This window comes from Pseudomonas sp. FFPRI_1 (assembly GCF_055384485.1).
In genome coordinates this window covers 159,004-178,295 of the sequence record NZ_AP029168.1, presented here as the reverse complement: position 1 = coordinate 178,295, position 19,292 = coordinate 159,004, and the positions used below count along the sequence as shown (strand labels likewise).

The window sequence follows — 19,292 nt, the reverse complement described above, 5'->3', positions numbered from 1 at the left end:
CGCGCAACGCCATCGCCCGGGGAAGAACCCAGCTGCCGGTGAGGCCTTTCTGCACTTTTCATATTTATTTTGATCCCGGCTGTAACGCCGGGATCGCTTCCCTCTCTAGTGCTATGACGGGATTGAACAAGCTTCCCGTCGCTCCCCCTGCGACTCTTGAGGAAATAAAAATGAACATGAAGAAAACCGCTGCCGGCGCTGCCTTGGCTTTTGCTGCCGCCACCATGTTTGCCGGTGTCGTCACTCAAGCATCGGCCGCCGATGCCCAGGTTCACTGTTACGGCGTCAACGCTTGCAAAGGCCAGAACGACTGCAAGACCAAGGACCACGCCTGCAAGGGCATGGGCGCCTGCAAAGGCCAGGGCTTCAAGGCCATGACTCAGTCGGCGTGCGAAAAAGCGGGCGGCAAAGTCGGCGAGTAAGCGGCGATCGAGTGCTGCCGCAGTGGCCTTGGCAACCCCACCACTGCGGCCACTTCGCAAGGAGTTCACGATGTCTGATTTATCTTCAAGCCTGGGCTACGGCCTGGGTTTGCGCAGTGCCTACTACCAGCAGATTCTCGATGAAGCACCGGATGTCGACTGGTTCGAAGTGGTGTCCGAGAACTTCATGGTCGAAGGCGGCAAGGCCCTGTATTACCTGGACGCCATTGCCGAGCGTTACCCGATCGTGATGCACGGGGTGTCGCTGTCCATCGGTGGTCCCCATGCCCTGGACCTGGATTACCTGGCGCAGCTCAAGCAGTTGGCCCGGCGAGTCGAGCCGGCCTGGGTGTCCGATCACCTGTGCTGGAGCCGTGGCAACGCCCATCAACTGCACGACCTGCTGCCGTTGCCCTACACCGAAGAAAGCCTGGTCTACGTGGCGGGTCGGGTGCGTCAGGTGCAGGAGATTCTTGAGCGTCCGCTGGTGCTGGAGAATGTCTCCAGCTATGTGCGCGCAGCGGCGGACTCGTTCAGCGAGTGGGAGTTTCTCGCCGCCCTGAGCCAGCTCAGCGGCTGTGAACTGTTGCTGGACGTGAACAATGTCTACGTCAGTTCACGCAACCATGGATTCGACCCCTGGCACTTCATCCAGGGGCTGCCGGCCGAGCGCGTGCGCCAACTGCACCTGGCCGGGCACCAGGACTATGGCGACTACGTGATCGACACCCACGACCATCCGGTGTGCGATCCGGTCTGGGCGCTGTACCAAAGCACCCTCGAACACTTGGGCCCGGTGGCCACCTTGCTGGAGCGCGACGACCATTTCCCGCCCCTGAGCGAGCTGCTCAGGGAGTTGCACAAGGCCCGTGACCTGGGGCGGCAAACCTTGGCCGGGAGGCAGCAATGCGCCTGAACGACTGGCAACTGGCCTTTGAAGCCTACCTGCTTGCCGGGCAGCCCCGGGCAGCGAATGAGCTGGGCGACAGCCTGATCGGCGGCCCGACCCTGGATGTCGACACCGGCCTGGCGATCTACCACAACGCTTACCTGGCCCGCCTGCAAGAGGTCATGGGCACCGACTTCCCGACAATCTGGCACTGGTTGGGGGATGAGGAGTTTGAACAACTGGCGGCGGCCTATATTCGTCAAACGCCGTCCCGGCATTTCAGCTTGCGCTGGCTGGGGCAGGGATTCGCCGAGTTCATTCAGGGGCACCTGATAGCGGAGCAGGGCGAGCCCCTGGCGGAACTGGCGCGTCTGGAATGGGCCTTTACCCTGGCGTTCGATGCTGCCGAAGCCCAGGTGCTGACGGTGCCGGCCATGGCGGTTCTGAGCGCTGAAGAGTGGCCACTTCTGCAATTGCGCCTGGCGCCTTGCGTGCAATGGCTGGTCTGTCGCTACAACAGCGTCGCCCAGTGGCGCGCAGTCAAGGACCAGGCGGATTTCCCCGACACCGGGTTACTCGACCAGGAGCAGGTGTGCCTGGTCTGGCGAGCGGACCGGGTCTGCCGTTATCGCAGCCTGTCGGCGCAAGAAGCCTGGGCATTGCGGGGCATGATCGAGGAACAGTGGATTTTTGCGGAACTCTGTGCCGAGCTGGCCGTCACTTATGCCGAGGGGGCTGCGCTGCAGGCGGTTACCTGGCTGAAACAGTGGGTCGAGGAAGGCCTGGTGGTACGCAGCGAATCATAGAAAAGCGCTATCACATCGATAGCCCTGCTAATTTCTAGGATGGTCTACCCTCATTTCAGACGTCTGAAACAAGGGGGGATTTTTCATGCTCACGCAACTTCCACCGGCCTTACAGAATCTGCAATTGCCCTTACGCCTGCGGCTCTGGGACGGCCACGAGTTCAATCTTGGGCCCGAGCCCAACGTCACCATTGTGGTCAAGGACCCGCAGTTGGTCGCGCAATTCACCCATCCCAGCCTGGACGCCCTGGGGGGGGCCTTCGTCGAGGGCAAGCTGGAGCTCGAAGGCTCCATCAGCGAAGTCATCCGGGTATGCGACGAACTCAGCCAGGCCCTGCTGGACGAGAATGACGACAACCAGCCTGTGCGTACATTGCACGACAAGGCCACCGACGCCGCGGCCATTTCCTATCACTACGACCTGTCCAACGCCTTCTATCAGCTCTGGCTCGACAGTGACATGGCCTATTCCTGTGCCTACTTCGAGACTGGCAGCGAATCCCTGGAGCAGGCCCAGCAGGCCAAGTTCCGTCACCTGTGCCGCAAGCTGCGCCTGCAACCCGGGGATTACCTGCTGGACGTCGGCTGCGGTTGGGGCGGCCTGGCCCGTTACGCGGCCCGGGAGTTCGGCGCCAAGGTGTTCGGCATCACCCTGAGCAAGGAACAGCTGGCCCTGGCCCGGGAGCGGGTGAGTGCCGAAGGCCTGGACGACCTGGTGGAGCTGCAACTGCTGGACTATCGCGACCTGCCCCAGGATGGCCGCTTCGACAAGGTGGTCAGCGTCGGCATGTTCGAACACGTGGGCCACGCCAACCTGCCGGAGTATTGCCAGACCCTGTTCAATGCGGTGCGCGAAGGCGGCCTGGTGATGAACCACGGGATCACCGCCAAGCATACCGACGGGCGCCCGGTGGGCCGCGGCGCGGGAGATTTCATCGAGCGTTATGTCTTTCCCAACGGCGAGCTGCCGCACCTGGCGATGATCTCGGCGCAGATCAGTGAGGTCGGCCTGGAAATCGTCGATGTAGAAAGCCTGCGCATGCATTACGCCCGTACCCTGGATCACTGGAGCGAGCGCCTGGAAGACAATCTGGCCGCCGCTGCCCAGCAGGTTCCGGAGCAGGCGTTGCGAATCTGGCGACTCTACCTGGCGGGCTGTGCCTATGCGTTCGCCAAGGGCTGGATCAACCTGCATCAGATCCTCGCGGTCAAACCCCATGCCGATGGCAGCCATGAACTGCCCTGGACCCGCGACGACCTGTACCACCCTTGAGGTCGGGGCTGGGCCCCGACGAGTTCACAGGATAGGAGAAATCAGCCGCGCGACCCGCATGCCCAGTTGTTGCAGGCGGTGGATCTGGCGGCTTTCTTCCTTGGCGACTTCCCGGGCCTTGGCGAAGTCGGCCTCGAGCATGAGCTCCACCTCGGTGGCGAAGTCGTCGTCCACGGTCAGCAGCATCACCTCGAAGTTCAGGCGGAACGAACGGTTGTCCAGGTTGGCGCTGCCAATGGCGCTGATCTCGTTGTCGATCAGCACCACCTTCTGATGCAGGAACCCCGGCTGATAGCGGAACACCCTGACGCCCGCGCGCACTGCCTCGAAGGCGAACAGGCTGGAGGCGGCATAGACGATGCGGTGATCCGCCCGCGCCGGCAGGAGGATGCGCACGTCCACATCCCGCAGCACCGCCAGGCGCAGGGCAGCGAATACTGCCTCGTCGGGAATGAAGTACGGGCTGGTGATCCACACCCGTTCGGTGGCCGCGTGGATCGCCTCGACAAAGAACAGCGAGCAGGTTTCGTAGGCATCGGCCGGGCCGCTGGCCAGAAACTGACAGAGCACACCGCCATCCGGGTAGGTGTCCGGGAGGATCAGCGGCGGCAGCTCCCGTGAGGCCCAGAACCAGTCCTCGGCGAACGATTCCTGCATGCAGGCCACCACCGGGCCGCTGACCTGGACATGGGTGTCGCGCCAGGGCGCCAGGGGCGGCTTCTTGCCCAGGTATTCATCGCCGACGTTGTGCCCGCCGACAAACCCCAGCATGCCGTCCACCACCACGATCTTGCGGTGATTGCGAAAGTTCACCTGGAACCGGTTGAGCCAGCCACTACGGGTGGCAAAGGCGTGCACCTGGACCCCGGCATCGCGCAGGGTCTGCACATAGCTGGCGGGCAGGGAATGGCTGCCGATGCGGTCGTAGAGCAGGTGGATCGACACACCCTCGGCGGCTTTCTCCAGCAGCAGGCGCTGCAGGCGTCGGCCCAGGTCGTCGTCGTGAATGATGAAGAACTGGATCAGCACCGCTTTGTGGGAACGGCGAATGGCGTTGAAGATCGCCTCGAAAGTGGCGTCGCCGTTCACCAGCAGGCGAACCTGGTTGTTGGCCAGGCACGGCATGCGCCCGAGCTTGGGCATGGCCCGCAGTGAGGCATAGGCCTTGGAGGCTCGGGCGGTGAGTGCCTCTTCGACCCAAGGGCGCCAGTTCAGCTCGTTGATGGCCTTGTGCATTTCCACGTTGGCCTGGCGACGGGCCTGGATATAGGCGTCGAAGGTGCTGCGGCCGAACACCAGGTAGGGGATCAGGGTCAGGTAGGGCATGAACATCAGGGACAGGGCCCAGGCGATGGCGCCCTGGGCGGTCCTGACGGTAAGCACCGCGTGGATCGCGGCAATCAGCCCGAGAAAGTGCAGCAGTGCGATGAGATAGCCGAAGATGTGCGGGCCAAAATAATCCATGGGGCAACCTTGCTCCTGAAGATTCAATGCCTGGGGCCTGTACCTGTCGGATGACGAGTCAGGTGGCTGGGCCGGGCGGCAACAATCCCTAACAGACCATGTTCCACAGCGAATGTCGCTATTTTATTCTGCATGCAACGCCGCGCTTCGGCCGAAGTCTAACGGCCACTACTGTCTAGGAGTCATTCGATGAAACTTCGTTTACTGGGTTGGTCCCTGGCTGCGGCACTGGTGTTTCCAGTGGCTGCGCAGGCGCAGATGCTGCAGCCGGGGTTGTGGGAGCTGACCAGCAGCAACATGAAGGTCGATGACCAGAACCTGCCGGACCTGTCGCTGATTCTGGGGCAATTGCAACAGCAGATGACCCCGGAGCAGCGGGCCATGCTGGAGAAGCAAGGCGTGACCATGGGCGGCAAGGGCATCCGTGCCTGCCTGACCCCGGCCCAGGTGCAATCAGACACCATTCCGCTGCAGGACCCGCAATCGGGCTGCCAGCAGCAGGTCACCGAGCGTAACGGCAACCAGTGGAAATTCCGTTTCAGTTGCCCGAAAGCCCAGGGCAGCGGAGTGGCGCAATTCATCAGCGACCGCGAGTTCACCACCCATGTGATCGGCACCTTCAATGCCACCGGCCTGCAGCAGAAGGGCAGCATGGACACCCGCGCGGTGTGGCTGGGGCAGGACTGTGGGACGGTGAAGCCGCGAGCGTCCTGAGGCGGATCCAGCGTGCTGCTGGCCCTGGTATCCCGGCGCACATCTTCGGCAAGGGATCACCGCTGCCTGCGGGCGTCCGCGGCCTGGCCTGAACCTGCGGCTAGCAGATGCAGGCCAGGGCCTGTTCCACGCTGAGGCGCCCCAGGTCATCGCCGTTGCGGCTGCGCAGGCTGACGTAGCCGCCGGCCTTTTCCTTGTCGCCAATCACCAGCAGGTAGGGCACTTTCTGCAGGCTGTGTTCGCGGATCTTGTAGCCGATCTTTTCATTGCGCAGGTCGGTGCCGGCGCGCAACCCATGTCGGCGCAGGCGTTCGCAGACGTCGCGGGCATAGTCCTCCTGGGCCTCGCTGATGTTGAGCACCACGACCTGTTGCGGAGCCAGCCACAGGGGCAGGGCGCCGCCGTGGTGTTCCAGGAGGATGCCGATAAAACGCTCCAGGGAACCGAACAGCGCCCGGTGCAGCATCACCGGCTGGCGCCGCTCGCCGGTGTCGCTGATGTAACTGATGGCAAAGCGCTCGGGCAGGTTGAGGTCCGCTTGCAGGGTGCCGCACTGCCAGTCGCGGCCGATGGCATCGCGCAGCACGAACTCCAGTTTGGGGCCGTAGAAGGCGCCTTCTCCCGGGTTGATCTGATAGTCGATCTGCAGGCTCTGCAAGGCCCCGATCAGGGCATTTTCCAACTGGTCCCAGACCTCGTCGCTGCCGATGCGCTGGGCCGGGCGGGTGGAAAGCTTGACGGTCACGTCTTCGAAGCCGAACTCCTGATAGATGTCGAACACCAGGGCGATGGTGCGGGCGCATTCGTCCTGCATCTGTTCCGGGGTGCAGAAGATGTGGGCGTCGTCCTGGGTGAAGTGACGCACCCGCAACAGGCCGTGCAGCGCGCCTGAAGGTTCGTAGCGATGCACCTTGCCGAATTCGGCGATGCGCAGCGGCAGGTCGCGGTAGCTCTTCAGGCCATGGCCGAAGATCGCCACGGCGCCCGGGCAGTTCATTGGCTTGAGGGCAAAGGTGCGCTGGTCCTCGGTGCTGGTGGTAAACATGTGATCGCGGTAGTTCTGCCAGTGCCCGGAGGTTTCCCAGAGGCCGCGGTCCATCACGTCCGGGGTGTTCACTTCCTGGTAGCCGGCCTGCTCCTGGCGCTTGCGCATATAGCCGATCAATTGCTGGAACAGGGTCCAGCCCCGGGCGTGCCAGAACACCGAGCCCGGCGCGCACTCGTCGAAATGGAACAGGTCCAGTTGCTGGCCCAGCTTGCGATGGTCGCGCTTGGCGGCCTGTTCCAGGCGCAGCAGGTAAGCGTCGAGGTCCTGGCGAGTGGCCCAGCAGGTGCCGTAGATCCGTTGCAGGGGCGCGTTGCTGGCGTTGCCGCGCCAGTAGGCACCGGCCACCTTGGTCAGCTTGAAGGCTCGCAGCAGTCCAGTCGAACGCACATGTGGGCCGCGGCACAGGTCCTCGAACTGTCCCTGACGGTACAGCGACAGCACCGCGTCGGCCGGCAGGTCGCGGATCAGCTCGACCTTGTAGTGCTCGCCCCGGGCCTGGAAATATTCCACTGCCTGTTCCCGAGGCAGCTCGCGACGGTGCAGCCTGTGGTTGGTCGCGGCCAGGCTGTTCATGCGCGCTTCTATCAGGCCCAGGTCTTCGGGGGTGAAGGGACGCTCGTAGGCGAAGTCATAGAAGAAGCCGTCCTCGGTTACCGGGCCGATGGCCATCTGGGCCGAGGGATACAGCTGCTTTACCGCCATCGCCAGCAGGTGCGCGCAGGAGTGGCGCAGCACTTCCAGGCCCTCGGGATCGCGGGGGGTGACGATGCTCAGGTGAGCATCGGCCTGCAGTTGGTAGTCGCAGTCCACCAGGCGGCCATCGACCCGCCCGGCCACGGCGGCCTTGGCCAGGCCAGTGCCAATGCTGGCGGCGACCTCGAATACCGACAACGGCTGGTCGTACTCACGGCACGCGCCATCAGGCAGGGTGATGCGGATCATCTGCTGGGGTCCTTGTCAGGGCGAATTAGCGGTTGAAGCGCAGGGGCAGGCCCCGGCACTGGTCGTACAGGCGCCCCTGGTGCCAGGCGAGCTGGCCCGAGACCAGGGTGGTGCTGACGCTGTGGCGGAAGCGTTGGCCGGCGAAAGGGGTCCAGCCGCACTGGGCGAGGATCGGCTGGCTGTCCACCGCCTTGCCTTCGGGCTCGGCGCGAACCAGCACCAGGTCGGCCCAGTAGCCTTCGCGCAGGTAGCCGCGGTCCGTGATGGCGAACAGGTCGGCCACCCGATGGCTGGTCTTGGCCACCAGGGTGGTCAGGGGCAGCAGTTGGTCCGCTACCAGCTCCAGCAGCGCCGGCAAGGCGTGCTGCACCAGGGGCAGGCCGGAAGGGGCGCGGGCGTAGGGTTGTTGCTTCTGCTCCCAGGTGTGGGGCGCGTGGTCGGTGCCGATGACGTCCAGCCGGTTGCTGTTCAGGGCCTGGCGCAGGGCATCGCGGTCAGCCTGGGTCTTGATCGCCGGGTTGCATTTGATCAGGTGGCCGAGGCGCGAATAGTCACGGTCATCGAACAGCAGGTGATGCACGCAGACTTCAGCGGTGATGGTTTTTTCCGCCAGGGGCCGGTCCTCGAACAGTGCCAGTTCCCGGGCGCTGGTCAGGTGCAGGACGTGCAGGCGGGTGCCGTGTTTTTTCGCCAGTGCCACCGCCAGGGACGAGGAGCGGTAGCAGGCCTCGGCGTCGCGGATGCGCGGGTGGGCGGCAGCGGGGATCTGCTCGCCATAGAGTTGCTGCCAGCGCTGCTGCCTGACCTGGATGCTCGGGGTGTGTTCGCAATGGGCCAGGAGCAGGGTCGGCACTTCGCGAAACAGCCGGTCGAGGACCTGCGGATCGTCCACCAGCATATTGCCGGTGGAGGCGCCCATGAACACTTTGACCCCGGCCACCTCCTTGGGATCGAGGGCAGCGACGATGTCCAGGTTGTCGTTGCTGACGCCAAAGTGAAAGCCGTAGTTGGCCGCCGAGGTGATCGCCGCACGGCGCTTCTTGTCGTTCAGCGCAGCCAGGCTCAGGGTCGGTGGCGAGGTGTTGGGCATGTCCATGAAGCTGGTGATGCCACCCGCCACGGCGGCCCGGGATTCGGAATAGAGGCTGCCTTTGTCGGGGGCACCGGGATCGCGAAAGTGCACCTGGTCGTCGATCATTCCCGGCAGCAGCCATTGGCCCTGGGCGTCGATTTCCTGTTCGGCGCTGAGGTGGTCAAGGTTGCCGATGGTTTCGATGCGGCCTTGTTTCACCAGCAGGTCGGCTTCGAACTCACGGCCTTCGTTCACCAGGCGGGCATTGCGAATGAGGATTCGGCTCATGCTTAAAACTCGTTCTGCAGGGCCTTGTAGCCACGGATCAGGTCGACGTTGGTGCGTGCCACGTCTTCGGAAAACTCCGAGGCGCTGATACTCACGGGAGGGAACTTCGCCAGGTCGGTCTTGGGCCCGATGCGGGTGGTGGAGGGCACATAGAAGCCCTGGGGCAAGTCGCGGCCGTCGACCACCGAGTTGTGCCGGACCACGCTGCCGTCACCCACCACGCAGTTGAACAACACGCTGTTGAAGCCGATGAACACTCGGTCGCCGACCACGCAGGGACCATGGACGATGGAGCGGTGGGCGATGGAGGTGTGCTGGCCGATGGTCACCGCCGCGCCGGATTTGGAGTGGATCACCACACCGTCCTGGATGTTCGAGTTGGCGCCGATGGTGATGGCTTCCATCTGGCCCGAGGCATCGACCTCGTCGGCGCGGATCACCGCGTAAGGGCCGACAAACACGTTGTCGCCGATCACCACCTTGCCGCAGATGATTGCGGTCTTGTCCACATAGGCGGATTCGGCGATCACTGGCAGGTCGCCGGAAGGGTTTTTACGAATCATGGCGCGAGTCCTTCATAGGGGAACTGATGACTTCCACCGCGCCATCGCGAATGGCGTTGTAGAAACAGTTGGGGCGCCCGGTGTGGCAGGCCGGTCCTTGCTGATCGACCAGCAACAGCACGGCGTCGCCGTCGCAATCCAGGCGTGCCTCGACCAGCCGCTGTCGATGCCCGGAGCTTTCGCCCTTGCGCCACAGGCACTGGCGCGAGCGTGACCAGTAGCAGACCTGGCCGCTGATCAGGGTTTCGGCCAGGGCCCGGCGGTTCATCCAGGCCAGCATCAGCACCGCGCCGCTGTCGTGCTGCTGGGCGATGGCGGCAATCAGGCCAGCGCTGTTCCAGGGCAGGGCGTCGAGCACTGCGGTCAGCGGCCAGCGGCTGCCCAGGGCGGCTTGTTCCAGATCCAGCATCGACAGCGGCGGGCGCGGGATCATGGTTGGCTCAAGGCGTCGTACAAGGTGTTGAGGTTGTATTCGAACAGCCCGGTGAAGGTGCTTGCCGGGCCGCTGGCCGCGAGGGCGTCGGAGTACAGGGTGCCGCCGATGCGGGCGCCGCTTTCCTCGGCGATCTGTTTGAGCAGGCGCGAGTCCTTGATGTTCTCCATGAACACCGCCTTGACCTTGGCCTTGCGGATCTGGGTGATCAGCGCCGCGACTTCGGCCGCTGAGGGTTCACGGTCGGTGGACAATCCCTGGGGCGCCATGAAGTCGATGCCATAGGCCTGGCCCAGGTAACCGAAGGCGTCGTGGGAGGTGACGATCCTGCGGTTGCCCGGGGGCAGGGCGCCGAGCTTGGCCTTGGCTTCGGCCAGCAGCCGGTAGATCTGTTGCAGGTAGGCCTGGCTGTTGCGCTGGTAGTCGGCCTGATGGGCCGGGTCGGCGGCGATCAGCGCCTTGGTGATGGTGTTCACATAGAGTTCGCTGTTGGCCAGGTTGTGCCAGGCGTGAGGGTCGGGAATGCTTTCGCCGTCCTCCTCCAGGGTTCGCGGGATCACCCCGCGGCTGGCGCTGATCACCGTGGCCCGGGTGCCGGTGCTAGCCACCAGGCGATCCAGCCAGGGCTCGAAACCCAGGCCGTTCTTGATGATCAGCCGCGCCTTGAGCAGGGCCTTGGCGTCGTCCGGGGTTGGCTCATAGGTGTGGGCATCTTCGTCGGCTCCCACCAGGTTGGTGATCTGCACATGGTCGCCGCCGACCTGTCGGGTCATGTCGGCGAGGATGCTGAAGCTGGTGACCACGGCAAGCTTGTCCGCGGCCTGGGCCGTCGACCACGACAGGGGCAGCAGCAGGCTGAACAGCACGAGTAGGGCGCGCATCGGGAAACACCTCATGGGGATGTGAGCAACGGTGGGCGATGCAGCAGGCCGTGCACCGGCCCGAACACCACGGACAGCAGGTACAGGCTGCCCGCTACCAGCACGATGGCCGGTCCGCTGGGCAGCGAGTAGTGGAACGACAACAGCAGGCCGAGCCACACCGAAAGGCAGCCCAGCAGGGCGGCGATGCCGATCAGCAGCGGCAGGCGGCGGCTCCAGAAACGCGAGGCGGCGGCCGGCAGCATCATCAAGCCGACCACCATCAGTGCGCCGATGGCCTGGAAACCGATCACCAGATTGAGCACCACCAGGGTCAGGAACAGACCGTGGGCCAGCGGCCCGAGGCGGCTGACGCTGTGCAGGAACAACGGGTCGAGGGTGTCCAGCAGCAGGGGTTTGTAGATCAGCACCATGGCCAGCAGGCTGAAGACCGAGACCCAGAGCATGCCGCTCAGGGTTGGGCCGTCCACTGCCAGGGCCGAGCCGAACAGCAGGTGCAGGAGGTCCAGGCGTTTGCCGGCGAGCCCCAGGATCAGCACCCCGCTGGCCAGGGAGATGGGGTAGATGGCAGCGATGCTGGCGTCTTCCCGCAGGCCGGTGCGGCGGGTAATCCAGGCTGCCAGGCCGGCCATGCCCAGGCCGGCACCGAGGCCGCCGAGGGTCAGGGCCGGCAGGCTGAGGCCGGCGAACCAGAAGCCCAGGGCCGCGCCGGGGAGGATGCCGTGGGCCACGGCGTCGCCGATCAGGCTCATGCGCCGCAGGATCAGGAACACCCCCAGCGGCGCGGTACTGCAGGCCAGGACCAGGCCGCCGAGCAAGGCCCGGCGCATGAAGACAAACTCGCTGAACGGTTGCCAGAGGTGCATGGCCAGCTGCATCAAGCCACCTGCGTCTGGGGTTGTTGGGCGATCAGTTCGCGGCTGGGACCGAAGAGGCAACCGCTGCTCTTGATCAGCAGGCTCTGGGGGATGTGTTGGCGCACGGCAGCCAGGTCATGGCAGACCACTACCAGGGTCCGGCCCTGGGCGTGCCAGTTGTGCAGGTGCTGCCAAAGCAGGGCCTGGCCGGCGTCGTCGAGGGCGGCGTGGGGCTCGTCGAGCAACAGCAGCGGTGCTTCGGTCAGGCTCAAGCGGGCCAGCAAGGCACGCTGCAATTCGCCGCCGGAGAGGGCCATCAGCGGACGCTTCTGCAACCCGTCCAGGTGCCAGTCTTCGAGTGCGGCCAGGAGTTTTGCCCGGCGTATGGCGGCGGACTCGCGCTTGCCCCAGAAACCGGCAGCCACCAGCTCTTCGAGGCTGATGGGGAACTGCCGGTCCAGGTGTTGCTGCTGGGGCAGGAACGCCAGGCCGCCCCGCTGTGGGGTTGCCAGTGAGAGGCTGCCGGACAAGGGTTTCTGCAGCCCGGCCAGGACCTTCAACAAGCTGCTCTTGCCGCAACCGTTGGCGCCGATGATGGCGCTCAGGCTGCCGGCGGGCAGGTGCAGATCCAGAGGCGGAGTCAGTGGCTGTCCGGGCGCGCCCCAGCGCAAGGCTTGGCAACGGATCATCAGGCCTCCCAGTTCCAGCGGCTCTGCGCCACGGCGTCATGGGCGTGGAGGCTTTCCGCATGCACGACGCGCAGGCTAAAGGCGTTGACCCCGGGGGAGCGGCGCAAGGCTTGGTTCAACCGGCGAGCGGCGTCTTCACAGAACATCAGGTTCTGCCCGTTGGCCAGGGCGAAGGCTTGCTCGTCGGCGCGCTTGACCGCGGTTTGCACGGCGGTGCCCAGGGCAGTCTCGGCATCGTTGATCAGGGCGATCAGGGGCAGCTCATCAAGGAAGTCATCCAGGCGCAGTTGCAATTCGGCCTGGCTGCGCTGGCTGTGGGGGGTGGCGACAATGCCCTGGGATGATCCCAGCCAGGCCAGGACGTCGGCATGCTGCAAGGGTCGATTGGCAAAATCGTCGATGAATTGCTGTTGAATCAACTGCCGGGACAGGGCGGCAGAGCAGGGGCAGGTAGAGGAATAAGGCACATCGATTTTTAGTTCCACGTGGAACATCCCATCTTGCAGCCGTGCGTCGATGGACAACGGATAGCTCTTCCAGCCCGCCAAAGGGCTGACCAGGGCCGGGCGCTTGAGCAGCAAGTCCAGGTGAATACGCAGGTACGCAGTGCGGGCCAGGCCTTGGTGGCTGTCAAGAAAACGCTGCAACACCTGGCGCAGCAGCGCGGGAGTGAGGTTCTCCTGTTCAAGCAGTTCCAGGGCCAGATACAGGCGCGACATATGAATGCCGCGGGCTTCGCCATCGTCGAGGCTGACGCCGGCATCGGCCTTGGCGCTGGTTCGCTGGCCGTCCATCACTACAGGTAAGGCAATGCCGCACATGCCCACCCATTCCAGGGGCAAGGCTTGGCGTGAGGACTGCGCGGCGATATCCGGCAGAGTCAGCGCGTTCATGAGCAGGTCCGTCGTAGGAAAAGATTCGACATGTTATATTATAACAATACGTTCGATGAAATCTTTTTCCTCGGCGGCTCTTCACCCTGCCTTTGCGAGTACGGACGCTCCCTTATCTGCGGTATTTGTCATGCACAGACGTCAATTGCTCAACCTGCTATTGGCCGGTACGGCCCTGATGTTTCCCTGGAGTGTTTCGGCCGCGCAGATCCGCAACGCGCGGTTGTGGAACTCCGCCGACAAGCTGCGCCTGGTGCTCGATCTGAGCGGCCCGGTGCAGTACAAGACCTTCACCCTGAGCGCGCCGGAGCGCCTGATCATCGACTTGAACGGTGCGCGCCTGAGTGGTGATTTCAGCCAGCTGGCCCTGGCCAATACGGTGATTCGCTCGATCCGTTCCGGGCACTTCGGCCAGGGTGATACGCGGATCGTCCTCGACCTCAGCGAGCCGGTGCAGCTCAAGAGTTTTCTCCTGCCGCCCCAGGATGGCCAGGGGCACCGGCTGGTGCTCGACCTGGCTCATGCCGGCAACACGCCGCTGCAGGTCGCTGCAGTCGCGGCCCCCCTGGCCAAGCCCGAGACGCCGGTGGCCAGGTCCCATCCCAAGCGCGACATCATCGTGGTGGTCGATCCGGGGCACGGCGGCAAGGACCCGGGCGCGGTGGGGGCCAAGGGCGAGCGGGAGAAGGACGTGGTGCTGTCCATCGCCCAACTGCTGGCCAAGCGGCTCAAGCGCGAGAAGGGCTTTGCCGTGAAGCTGGTGCGTAACGACGACTTCTTCGTGCCGCTGCGCAAACGGGTGGAGATCGCCCGCAAGCACAAGGCCGACCTGTTCATCTCGGTGCATGCCGATGCCGCGCCGCGCCTCACGGCGTCCGGGGCTTCGGTGTACGCCCTGTCCGAAGGCGGCGCGACCTCGGCGACCGCGCGCTTCATGGCCCAGCGGGAAAATGGCGTCGACCTGTTGGGAGCCACCAGCCTGCTCAACCTCAGGGACAAGGACCCGATGCTGGCGGGGGTGATCCTCGACATGTCGATGAACGCCACCATCGCCGCCAGCCTGCAGTTGGGCAGCACGGTGCTGGACAGCCTGTCGGGGATCACCACCCTGCATCAGAAGCGTGTGGAACAGGCCGGCTTCGCGGTGCTCAAGTCGCCGGATGTGCCTTCGATCCTGGTGGAGACCGGCTTCATCTCCAACAGCCGCGACAGCCAGCGCCTGGTGACCACGCGCCACCAGCAGGCGATTGCCGACGGCCTGTTCAAGGGGCTGCAGCGCTACTTCGAGAAAAACCCGCCAGCCAACAGTTACCTGGCCTGGCTCCAGGAATCGCAGGCCGGCGCTTCGGTGTAGGTGGCGGCGAGCATCAAGCGCCGTTTGGGCCTGCCTGGCAGCGCTGGGACGAACCTAGCAGCCGCTGATTCGACTGCAGGTGAACGTGGCGCTGCTGCCGCCGGAACTGGAGAAGCGGTTGCGCGTGGTCCAGCCCACGCGCTGGCTGTAGCCCACCCAGGCCTCGCCGTCGGAGGCCAGGCCGGTGAAGAAAGTCAGTTGCCCGTAGCGACTGTTGGTTTGCGCCCAGTAGCGTTTGCCGATCACCTCGAACCCCCGCAGGTAGGTGGTGCTGCCAGCGGTCGCGACACTGTAGGCATTGCCCAGGGGATCGACGCAGGCCAGCAGGGTGGCGCTGCGGGTGCAGGTGGCCAGGGAACCGGGAGCGGCCGCCGCAGCAGGCCCGGCCAGCAGCAGTGAAAGGCTCGAAAGCAGGAGGGGCAGGGCAAGGCGCATGGCGATTCTCGTGGCGACAGAGGCGCAGCATCGCGCCCTTCGTCGTGGGCGGCAAGGGAGTGTTGGCTAATTCGCATTGTTATAATATAACATTAAATAAAGCCTGATCCGTGACTCGCCATGACTGAACACGACCTCCTCGGCCAACCCGAGGCGCATTACATGAATGACGCCCAGCAGGGCTTTTTCCGCGATTTGCTGCTGAGCCAGCGCAACGACCTGCAGCAGCGCATTGCCGGCGAGTTTGACCAGCTGCGCGAGCAGGAGCCCCACAGCGACCCCGCCGATATCGGCAGCGCCGAGGAGCAGCGGCAGTGGCAACTGCGCCTGCTGGAGCGGGAAAAGAAGCTCCTCGACAAGATCGACGAAGCCCTGGAGCGCCTGGCCCGTGGCGAATACGGCTGGTGCCGCGAAACCGGCGAGCCCATCGGCCTCAAGCGCCTGCTGCTACGGCCCACCGCCACCCTGTGCATCGAAGCCAAAGAACGCCAAGAGCTGCGCGAACGCCACCACCGAGCGTTTTGACCCAGCCGCGACCCTGATGAGGAACCCCCCATGACCGACCGCCTTCCCGTTACCGTGCTCTCCGGCTTTCTCGGCGCCGGCAAAAGCACCCTGCTCAATCATGTACTGCGCAACCGCGACAACCTGCGGGTGGCGGTGATCGTCAACGACATGAGCGAAATCAACATCGATGGCAGCGAAGTGCAGCGCGATGTCAGCCTCAACCGCGCCGAAGAAAAGCTCGTGGAAATGAGCAACGGCTGCATCTGCTGCACCCTGCGCGAGGACCTGCTGGAAGAGGTGGGCAAGCTGGCCCGGGACGGGCGCTTCGACTATCTGCTGATCGAGTCCACCGGGATTTCCGAGCCGCTGCCGGTGGCAGAAACCTTCACCTTCCGCGATGAGTCGGGCCAGAGCCTGGCGGACATCGCCCGGCTCGACACCATGGTCACCGTGGTCGACGGCATGAACTTTCTGCAGGATTACCAGGCTGCGCAAAGCCTGGCGTCCCGGGGGGAAACCCTGGGCGAAGAGGATGAGCGCTCGATCACTGACCTGCTGATCGAGCAGGTGGAGTTCGCCGACGTGATCCTCATCAGCAAGATCGACCTGATCAGCAGCGATCAGCGCCAGGAACTGATGGCGATTCTTGCGCGACTCAATGCCCAGGCAGAAATCATTCCCATGGTCATGGGTCAGGTGCCGTTGGCCAAGATCCTCAACACCGGCCGTTTCGATTTCGAGCGTGCGGCGCAGGCGCCGGGCTGGCTGCAGGAGCTGCGTGGCGAGCACGTGCCGGAAACCGAGGAATACGGCATTGCCTCCACCGCCTACCGAGCGCGCCGACCCTTTCATCCGCAGCGCTTCTTCGCCTTCATCAACCGCCCCTGGGTCAATGGCAAGTTGCTGCGCTCCAAAGGGTTCTTCTGGCTGGCCAGCAAGTACCAGGAAGCCGGCAGCTGGTCCCAGGCCGGTGGCCTGATGCGCCATGGCTTCGCCGGGCGCTGGTGGCGCTTCGTGCCCAAGCAGCACTGGCCCCAGGATGAGGAGAGCACCGCGGCGATCATGCACAACTGGCACGCGGCTACCGGCGATTGCCGCCAGGAGCTGGTGTTCATCGGCCAGGACATCGACTTTACCCGGCTGAGCGCCGAGCTGGACCTGTGCCTGCTGGACGATGACGAAATGGCCCTTGGGGTCGAGGGCTGGAGCCTGATGAGCGACCCCTTCGGTGCCTGGCATGAAGGGGAGGTGGCCTGATGCTGACCCCGAGTGCTCCGCTGCAACCGCTGGCTGATCCGCCCCCGGCCAACGGCTTGCTGCTGGTGGCTGGCCGGCCGCGGCGCCTGCGCCGCCAGGTGTTCGGCGAGATCCCGGCGGTGCTGGCGCAGGTGCTGGAGGACGAGGTCAACCTCAGCCTCTGGCAGCGCCGGCTGCCGGCCCATATCGCGGATTTCGGCGAACTGCTGCTGTCCCTGAACGAACCGTTGGCCGAGTCCCTGTGCCTGGAGCTGGCGGACGAAGAGGCCGTGCCGAACCTCCAGGGCCTGGCATCCGGCTTCAGTGATCTTGAGGGGTATGACGGCTTTATCGCCGACGTTTCCTGGCTGGTCAGCGCTTTTGCCTGCCTGTTGGGCGCACGGCGTGTGGGCCTGCGCCTGCGGGTGCTGGACAAGGCCATGTGCCCGCGCTTTCACGTGGACCATGTGCCGGTGCGGCTGATCACCACCTATGCCGGCATCGGCAGCCAGTGGCTGCGTGAAGGCGTGATGGACCGCCAACAACTGGGGCAGGCCGGGGCCGAGCCCCGGGACCCGGCACTGATCCAGCAGATGGGCAGCGGTGCAGTGGCGCTGTTCAAGGGCGAGAAGTGGCACGGCAACGAAGGCTTTGGCCTGATCCACCGTTCGCCGCAGCCGGCCCCGGGTGAACGCAGGCTGATCCTCACCCTGGACTGGCTGGGTTGAGCGCCTCGATAGCGTATGGCGTGCGCAACGCCGCTGCTGCCGCTTGCAACAGAGGCACTGGGGAGGCCAATGCCGATCCGTTGAGCGCGACATAACCTGTGGCGTGGGAGCTCGTTCCCGCTAGGCCAGGCCGGCGAACCGCCGTCCAGGAGCCCCGAAATGAGCGCTGCTGTGCAGCCCCGCGGGGGCCAGCGGCCTTTCCACGAACAGCAATCGGCCAGCGTGCCTGACAGGCTCTGTATTTTCGCCCTGCCAGGGAATGGCGTAGCATCGGCACACACGCTTTCGGAAACCCTTCCCATGCTGCAGAACATCCCCACCCATGTGATCGCCGGGCCATTGGGTGCCGGCAAGACCAGCCTGATCCGCCATTTGCTCAGTCAGCGTCCGGCGGATGAACGCTGGGCGGTGCTGATCAACGAGTTTGGCCAGATCGGCCTGGATGCAGCCTTGCTGACCCGTGACGAGGATGGCATCGCCCTCGGTGAAGTGGCCGGAGGCTGCGTGTGCTGCGTCAACGGCGCGCCGTTCCAGGTGGGCCTGGGGCGTTTGCTGCGCCAATCGCGACCCGATCGCCTGTTTATCGAGCTGTCCGGCCTCGGCCACCCGGCGCAGTTGCTCAAGCAATTGAGTGTCGCGCCCTGGCAAGGGGTGCTGGCGCTGCAGCCAGGCGTGATGGTGCTGGATGCCCAGGCCCTGGCGGCTGGCAAGCCGCTGCCCCAGGCCCAGCAGGAGGCGTTGTCCAGCGCCGGCTTGCTGGTACTGAACAAGGACGAACTGCTCAGCGACAGCGATCGGTTGCGGGTACTGGAACAGTTGCCGGCTATCCGCTTGTTCTGGACTCGTCATGCGGCGCTGCCCCTGGCGGAGCTGCCGGGCCTGGCGGTCAGTGCCGAGGCCGCGCAGGAGCCATTCGAGCTGCCCCAGGGGCTGGCGCAGCTACCGGCGGTGTGGAGCGATCCGGCCTTGCCTATCTGCCTCAGCCAGGCCCAGGCCGAGGGCTGGAGCGTCGGCTGGCGCTGGCACCCAAGCCAGCAGTTCGATCTGGCCCGGATCGAGCACTGGCTGCAGAACCTCGACTGGCGGCGGGCCAAGTTGGTGATCCACAGCAGCGAAGGTTGGCGCTCGGGCAACGGGCTGGACAACTCGCCGCTCAACTGGCTGCCCAGCGAATGGCGTCGGGATTCGCGCCTGGAGTTGATCTTCAGTGAGATTCAGGATGTGCAGGCGCTGCAAGACAGCCTGGCGGCCTGCCGCCTGTAGCTGCTGCGGTGGTTGGCTAGCAGCGGCCAAGGATTGTCCTGGGACGGCAAAGCGGCGCCGGCTTCGGCCTAGTGCCGTCGCCGGAGGACAGCAGGGGGGTCAATTGCGCTTGCGGTGTTCGTCGCGCCACTGGCTGAGTTCGATCACCTCGGCGCTGGGCTGGGGTTCCTTGGCCTCAAATGGGTAGGGCGCCAGTTCGATCTGCGCGCTGTGGGCGCCGAACTGGGTGATGGTCCCGGCGTGGCGGGTTTCGCCGGTGACGGTGAACTCGAAGGTGTAGACCCGGGCCAGGCGCCGTCGGCCGCTGGCGTCCTTGATCAGGCCAATGCGCTTGAGCGCCACGTTGCCGTCGAGCAACTCGATGTCGAGCCGTGCGCAGTGTTGCTTGACCCGTTCCAGCGCCCGCTCGCGCAGGCCGTGGTTGTGCCACAGCCAGGCGGCGCCGGTCGCCAGCAGCATCAGCACAAAGATATTTCCAAGGGTCAGCATGAAGGTTCGCTCCAACGAAGTGGCATCAGCTTAACTGCGACTCCGG

Annotated in this window: 21 protein-coding genes; 10 read left to right on the top strand and 11 right to left on the bottom strand. The window is 64.8% G+C overall.

What is annotated here, in order from left to right:
• Positions 1-170: 170 nt before the first annotated feature.
• The 4 genes from bufA2 (at position 171) to cfaB (ending at position 3,390) form a co-directional block, all read left to right on the top strand.
• Complete coding sequence (gene bufA2, locus ACZ5BO_RS00810; protein ID WP_025131574.1) at positions 171-422, top strand: BufA2 family periplasmic bufferin-type metallophore; 252 nt, start codon at positions 171-173, stop codon at positions 420-422.
• Between the two features lie 70 nt (positions 423-492).
• Entirely contained in the window at positions 493-1,338 is an 846-nt protein-coding gene (gene bufB, locus ACZ5BO_RS00805; RefSeq protein ID WP_464697753.1) for an MNIO family bufferin maturase, read from the top strand.
• Positions 1,329-2,117, top strand: a complete 789-nt coding sequence (locus ACZ5BO_RS00800) for an HvfC/BufC N-terminal domain-containing protein (protein WP_025131572.1) — start codon at positions 1,329-1,331, stop codon at positions 2,115-2,117. The genes bufB and ACZ5BO_RS00800 overlap by 10 nt, the downstream gene beginning before the upstream one ends.
• Positions 2,118-2,202: 85 nt before the next feature.
• Positions 2,203-3,390 (top strand): C17 cyclopropane fatty acid synthase CfaB, encoded by a 1,188-nt coding sequence (cfaB, locus tag ACZ5BO_RS00795; protein WP_025131571.1) that lies wholly within the window; start codon positions 2,203-2,205, stop codon positions 3,388-3,390.
• A 24-nt stretch (positions 3,391-3,414) separates the two neighbouring features.
• Here cfaB and cls read toward each other — a convergent pair whose 3' ends face one another.
• Entirely contained in the window at positions 3,415-4,854 is a 1,440-nt protein-coding gene (gene cls, locus ACZ5BO_RS00790) for a cardiolipin synthase (protein WP_025131570.1), read from the bottom strand.
• Between the two features lie 189 nt (positions 4,855-5,043).
• On the opposite strand from cls, the gene ACZ5BO_RS00785 reads away from it, so the two are divergent.
• Complete coding sequence (locus tag ACZ5BO_RS00785; RefSeq protein WP_025131569.1) at positions 5,044-5,568, top strand: DUF3617 domain-containing protein; 525 nt, start codon at positions 5,044-5,046, stop codon at positions 5,566-5,568.
• A 100-nt stretch (positions 5,569-5,668) separates the two neighbouring features.
• Here ACZ5BO_RS00785 and thrS read toward each other — a convergent pair whose 3' ends face one another.
• Genes thrS through folE2 form a run of 8 tightly spaced genes read right to left on the bottom strand, consistent with a single transcriptional unit; the run spans position 5,669 to position 13,234 of the window.
• The gene (gene thrS / locus ACZ5BO_RS00780; protein WP_464697749.1) at positions 5,669-7,558 is read right to left on the bottom strand and encodes a threonine--tRNA ligase; all 1,890 of its coding nucleotides are present in this window, start codon (positions 7,556-7,558) and stop codon (positions 5,669-5,671) included.
• A gap of 25 nt (positions 7,559-7,583) precedes the next feature.
• The gene (locus ACZ5BO_RS00775) at positions 7,584-8,918 is read right to left on the bottom strand and encodes a dihydroorotase (protein ID WP_025131567.1); all 1,335 of its coding nucleotides are present in this window, start codon (positions 8,916-8,918) and stop codon (positions 7,584-7,586) included.
• 2 nt (positions 8,919-8,920) lie between these two features.
• On the bottom strand, positions 8,921-9,481 hold the full coding sequence (locus ACZ5BO_RS00770) for a gamma carbonic anhydrase family protein (protein WP_464697747.1): 561 nt from the start codon (positions 9,479-9,481) through the stop codon (positions 8,921-8,923).
• A complete protein-coding gene (gene hisI, locus ACZ5BO_RS00765; protein WP_025131565.1) occupies positions 9,471-9,914 on the bottom strand; it encodes a phosphoribosyl-AMP cyclohydrolase in 444 nt (147 codons plus the stop codon). The genes ACZ5BO_RS00770 and hisI overlap by 11 nt, the downstream gene beginning before the upstream one ends.
• Positions 9,911-10,795: a metal ABC transporter substrate-binding protein gene (locus ACZ5BO_RS00760; RefSeq protein ID WP_464697745.1), complete on the bottom strand. Its 885-nt coding sequence runs from the start codon at positions 10,793-10,795 to the stop codon at positions 9,911-9,913. The genes hisI and ACZ5BO_RS00760 overlap by 4 nt, the downstream gene beginning before the upstream one ends.
• An 11-nt stretch (positions 10,796-10,806) precedes the next feature.
• Positions 10,807-11,673: a metal ABC transporter permease gene (locus ACZ5BO_RS00755; RefSeq protein ID WP_025131563.1), complete on the bottom strand. Its 867-nt coding sequence runs from the start codon at positions 11,671-11,673 to the stop codon at positions 10,807-10,809.
• A complete protein-coding gene (locus ACZ5BO_RS00750) occupies positions 11,673-12,341 on the bottom strand; it encodes a metal ABC transporter ATP-binding protein (RefSeq protein ID WP_464697742.1) in 669 nt (222 codons plus the stop codon). The genes ACZ5BO_RS00755 and ACZ5BO_RS00750 overlap by 1 nt, the downstream gene beginning before the upstream one ends.
• Positions 12,341-13,234 carry a GTP cyclohydrolase FolE2 gene (folE2, locus tag ACZ5BO_RS00745; protein ID WP_025131561.1) on the bottom strand — a complete coding sequence of 298 codons (894 nt, stop codon included), beginning with the start codon at positions 13,232-13,234 and terminating at the stop codon, positions 12,341-12,343. Before folE2 ends, ACZ5BO_RS00750 begins: the two co-directional genes overlap by 1 nt.
• Positions 13,235-13,364: 130 nt before the next feature.
• Between folE2 and ACZ5BO_RS00740 the strand changes: the two genes are divergently transcribed.
• Positions 13,365-14,588, top strand: a complete 1,224-nt coding sequence (locus ACZ5BO_RS00740; protein WP_464697740.1) for an N-acetylmuramoyl-L-alanine amidase — start codon at positions 13,365-13,367, stop codon at positions 14,586-14,588.
• A gap of 54 nt (positions 14,589-14,642) precedes the next feature.
• On the opposite strand, the gene ACZ5BO_RS00735 is transcribed toward ACZ5BO_RS00740, so the two are convergent.
• Positions 14,643-15,023 (bottom strand): glutamine synthetase, encoded by a 381-nt coding sequence (locus tag ACZ5BO_RS00735; protein WP_464697738.1) that lies wholly within the window; start codon positions 15,021-15,023, stop codon positions 14,643-14,645.
• A gap of 120 nt (positions 15,024-15,143) precedes the next feature.
• Between ACZ5BO_RS00735 and dksA the strand changes: the two genes are divergently transcribed.
• The 4 genes from dksA to ACZ5BO_RS00715 all read left to right on the top strand — a co-directional run bounded on the left by dksA (position 15,144) and on the right by ACZ5BO_RS00715 (position 18,757).
• Complete coding sequence (gene dksA / locus ACZ5BO_RS00730) at positions 15,144-15,548, top strand: RNA polymerase-binding protein DksA (protein ID WP_025131558.1); 405 nt, start codon at positions 15,144-15,146, stop codon at positions 15,546-15,548.
• A 30-nt stretch (positions 15,549-15,578) separates the two neighbouring features.
• Positions 15,579-16,787 (top strand): zinc metallochaperone GTPase ZigA, encoded by a 1,209-nt coding sequence (gene zigA, locus ACZ5BO_RS00725; RefSeq protein WP_464697736.1) that lies wholly within the window; start codon positions 15,579-15,581, stop codon positions 16,785-16,787.
• Positions 16,787-17,494 (top strand): DUF1826 domain-containing protein, encoded by a 708-nt coding sequence (locus tag ACZ5BO_RS00720; protein WP_464697734.1) that lies wholly within the window; start codon positions 16,787-16,789, stop codon positions 17,492-17,494. The genes zigA and ACZ5BO_RS00720 overlap by 1 nt, the downstream gene beginning before the upstream one ends.
• A 300-nt stretch (positions 17,495-17,794) precedes the next feature.
• Positions 17,795-18,757, top strand: coding sequence for a CobW family GTP-binding protein (locus ACZ5BO_RS00715; protein WP_464697732.1), 963 nt, complete (start codon positions 17,795-17,797; stop codon positions 18,755-18,757).
• A 99-nt stretch (positions 18,758-18,856) separates the two neighbouring features.
• Here the strand turns inward: ACZ5BO_RS00715 and ACZ5BO_RS00710 are convergent, their stop codons facing one another.
• Complete coding sequence (locus tag ACZ5BO_RS00710; RefSeq protein ID WP_464697730.1) at positions 18,857-19,246, bottom strand: DUF3301 domain-containing protein; 390 nt, start codon at positions 19,244-19,246, stop codon at positions 18,857-18,859.
• Between the last annotated feature and the right edge of the window lie 46 nt (positions 19,247-19,292).

What these genes read in the sequence shown, in the direction of transcription:
- folE2 (WP_025131561.1), bottom strand. Translation starts at nt 13,234, where the DNA reads ATGAACGCGCTGACTCTGCCGGATATCGCCGCGCAGTCCTCACGCCAA.
- ACZ5BO_RS00775 (WP_025131567.1), bottom strand. Translation starts at nt 8,918, where the DNA reads ATGAGCCGAATCCTCATTCGCAATGCCCGCCTGGTGAACGAAGGCCGT.
- bufB (WP_464697753.1), top strand. Translation starts at nt 493, where the DNA reads ATGTCTGATTTATCTTCAAGCCTGGGCTACGGCCTGGGTTTGCGCAGT.
- ACZ5BO_RS00715 (WP_464697732.1), top strand. Translation starts at nt 17,795, where the DNA reads ATGCTGCAGAACATCCCCACCCATGTGATCGCCGGGCCATTGGGTGCC.
- bufA2 (WP_025131574.1), top strand. Translation starts at nt 171, where the DNA reads ATGAACATGAAGAAAACCGCTGCCGGCGCTGCCTTGGCTTTTGCTGCC.
- ACZ5BO_RS00750 (WP_464697742.1), bottom strand. Translation starts at nt 12,341, where the DNA reads ATGATCCGTTGCCAAGCCTTGCGCTGGGGCGCGCCCGGACAGCCACTG.
- ACZ5BO_RS00740 (WP_464697740.1), top strand. Translation starts at nt 13,365, where the DNA reads ATGCACAGACGTCAATTGCTCAACCTGCTATTGGCCGGTACGGCCCTG.
- ACZ5BO_RS00800 (WP_025131572.1), top strand. Translation starts at nt 1,329, where the DNA reads ATGCGCCTGAACGACTGGCAACTGGCCTTTGAAGCCTACCTGCTTGCC.
- ACZ5BO_RS00735 (WP_464697738.1), bottom strand. Translation starts at nt 15,023, where the DNA reads ATGCGCCTTGCCCTGCCCCTCCTGCTTTCGAGCCTTTCACTGCTGCTG.
- dksA (WP_025131558.1), top strand. Translation starts at nt 15,144, where the DNA reads ATGACTGAACACGACCTCCTCGGCCAACCCGAGGCGCATTACATGAAT.
- ACZ5BO_RS00710 (WP_464697730.1), bottom strand. Translation starts at nt 19,246, where the DNA reads ATGCTGACCCTTGGAAATATCTTTGTGCTGATGCTGCTGGCGACCGGC.
- hisI (WP_025131565.1), bottom strand. Translation starts at nt 9,914, where the DNA reads ATGATCCCGCGCCCGCCGCTGTCGATGCTGGATCTGGAACAAGCCGCC.
- ACZ5BO_RS00760 (WP_464697745.1), bottom strand. Translation starts at nt 10,795, where the DNA reads ATGCGCGCCCTACTCGTGCTGTTCAGCCTGCTGCTGCCCCTGTCGTGG.
- ACZ5BO_RS00755 (WP_025131563.1), bottom strand. Translation starts at nt 11,673, where the DNA reads ATGCAGCTGGCCATGCACCTCTGGCAACCGTTCAGCGAGTTTGTCTTC.
- thrS (WP_464697749.1), bottom strand. Translation starts at nt 7,558, where the DNA reads ATGATCCGCATCACCCTGCCTGATGGCGCGTGCCGTGAGTACGACCAG.
- ACZ5BO_RS00785 (WP_025131569.1), top strand. Translation starts at nt 5,044, where the DNA reads ATGAAACTTCGTTTACTGGGTTGGTCCCTGGCTGCGGCACTGGTGTTT.
- ACZ5BO_RS00770 (WP_464697747.1), bottom strand. Translation starts at nt 9,481, where the DNA reads ATGATTCGTAAAAACCCTTCCGGCGACCTGCCAGTGATCGCCGAATCC.
- ACZ5BO_RS00720 (WP_464697734.1), top strand. Translation starts at nt 16,787, where the DNA reads ATGCTGACCCCGAGTGCTCCGCTGCAACCGCTGGCTGATCCGCCCCCG.
- zigA (WP_464697736.1), top strand. Translation starts at nt 15,579, where the DNA reads ATGACCGACCGCCTTCCCGTTACCGTGCTCTCCGGCTTTCTCGGCGCC.
- cfaB (WP_025131571.1), top strand. Translation starts at nt 2,203, where the DNA reads ATGCTCACGCAACTTCCACCGGCCTTACAGAATCTGCAATTGCCCTTA.
- cls (WP_025131570.1), bottom strand. Translation starts at nt 4,854, where the DNA reads ATGGATTATTTTGGCCCGCACATCTTCGGCTATCTCATCGCACTGCTG.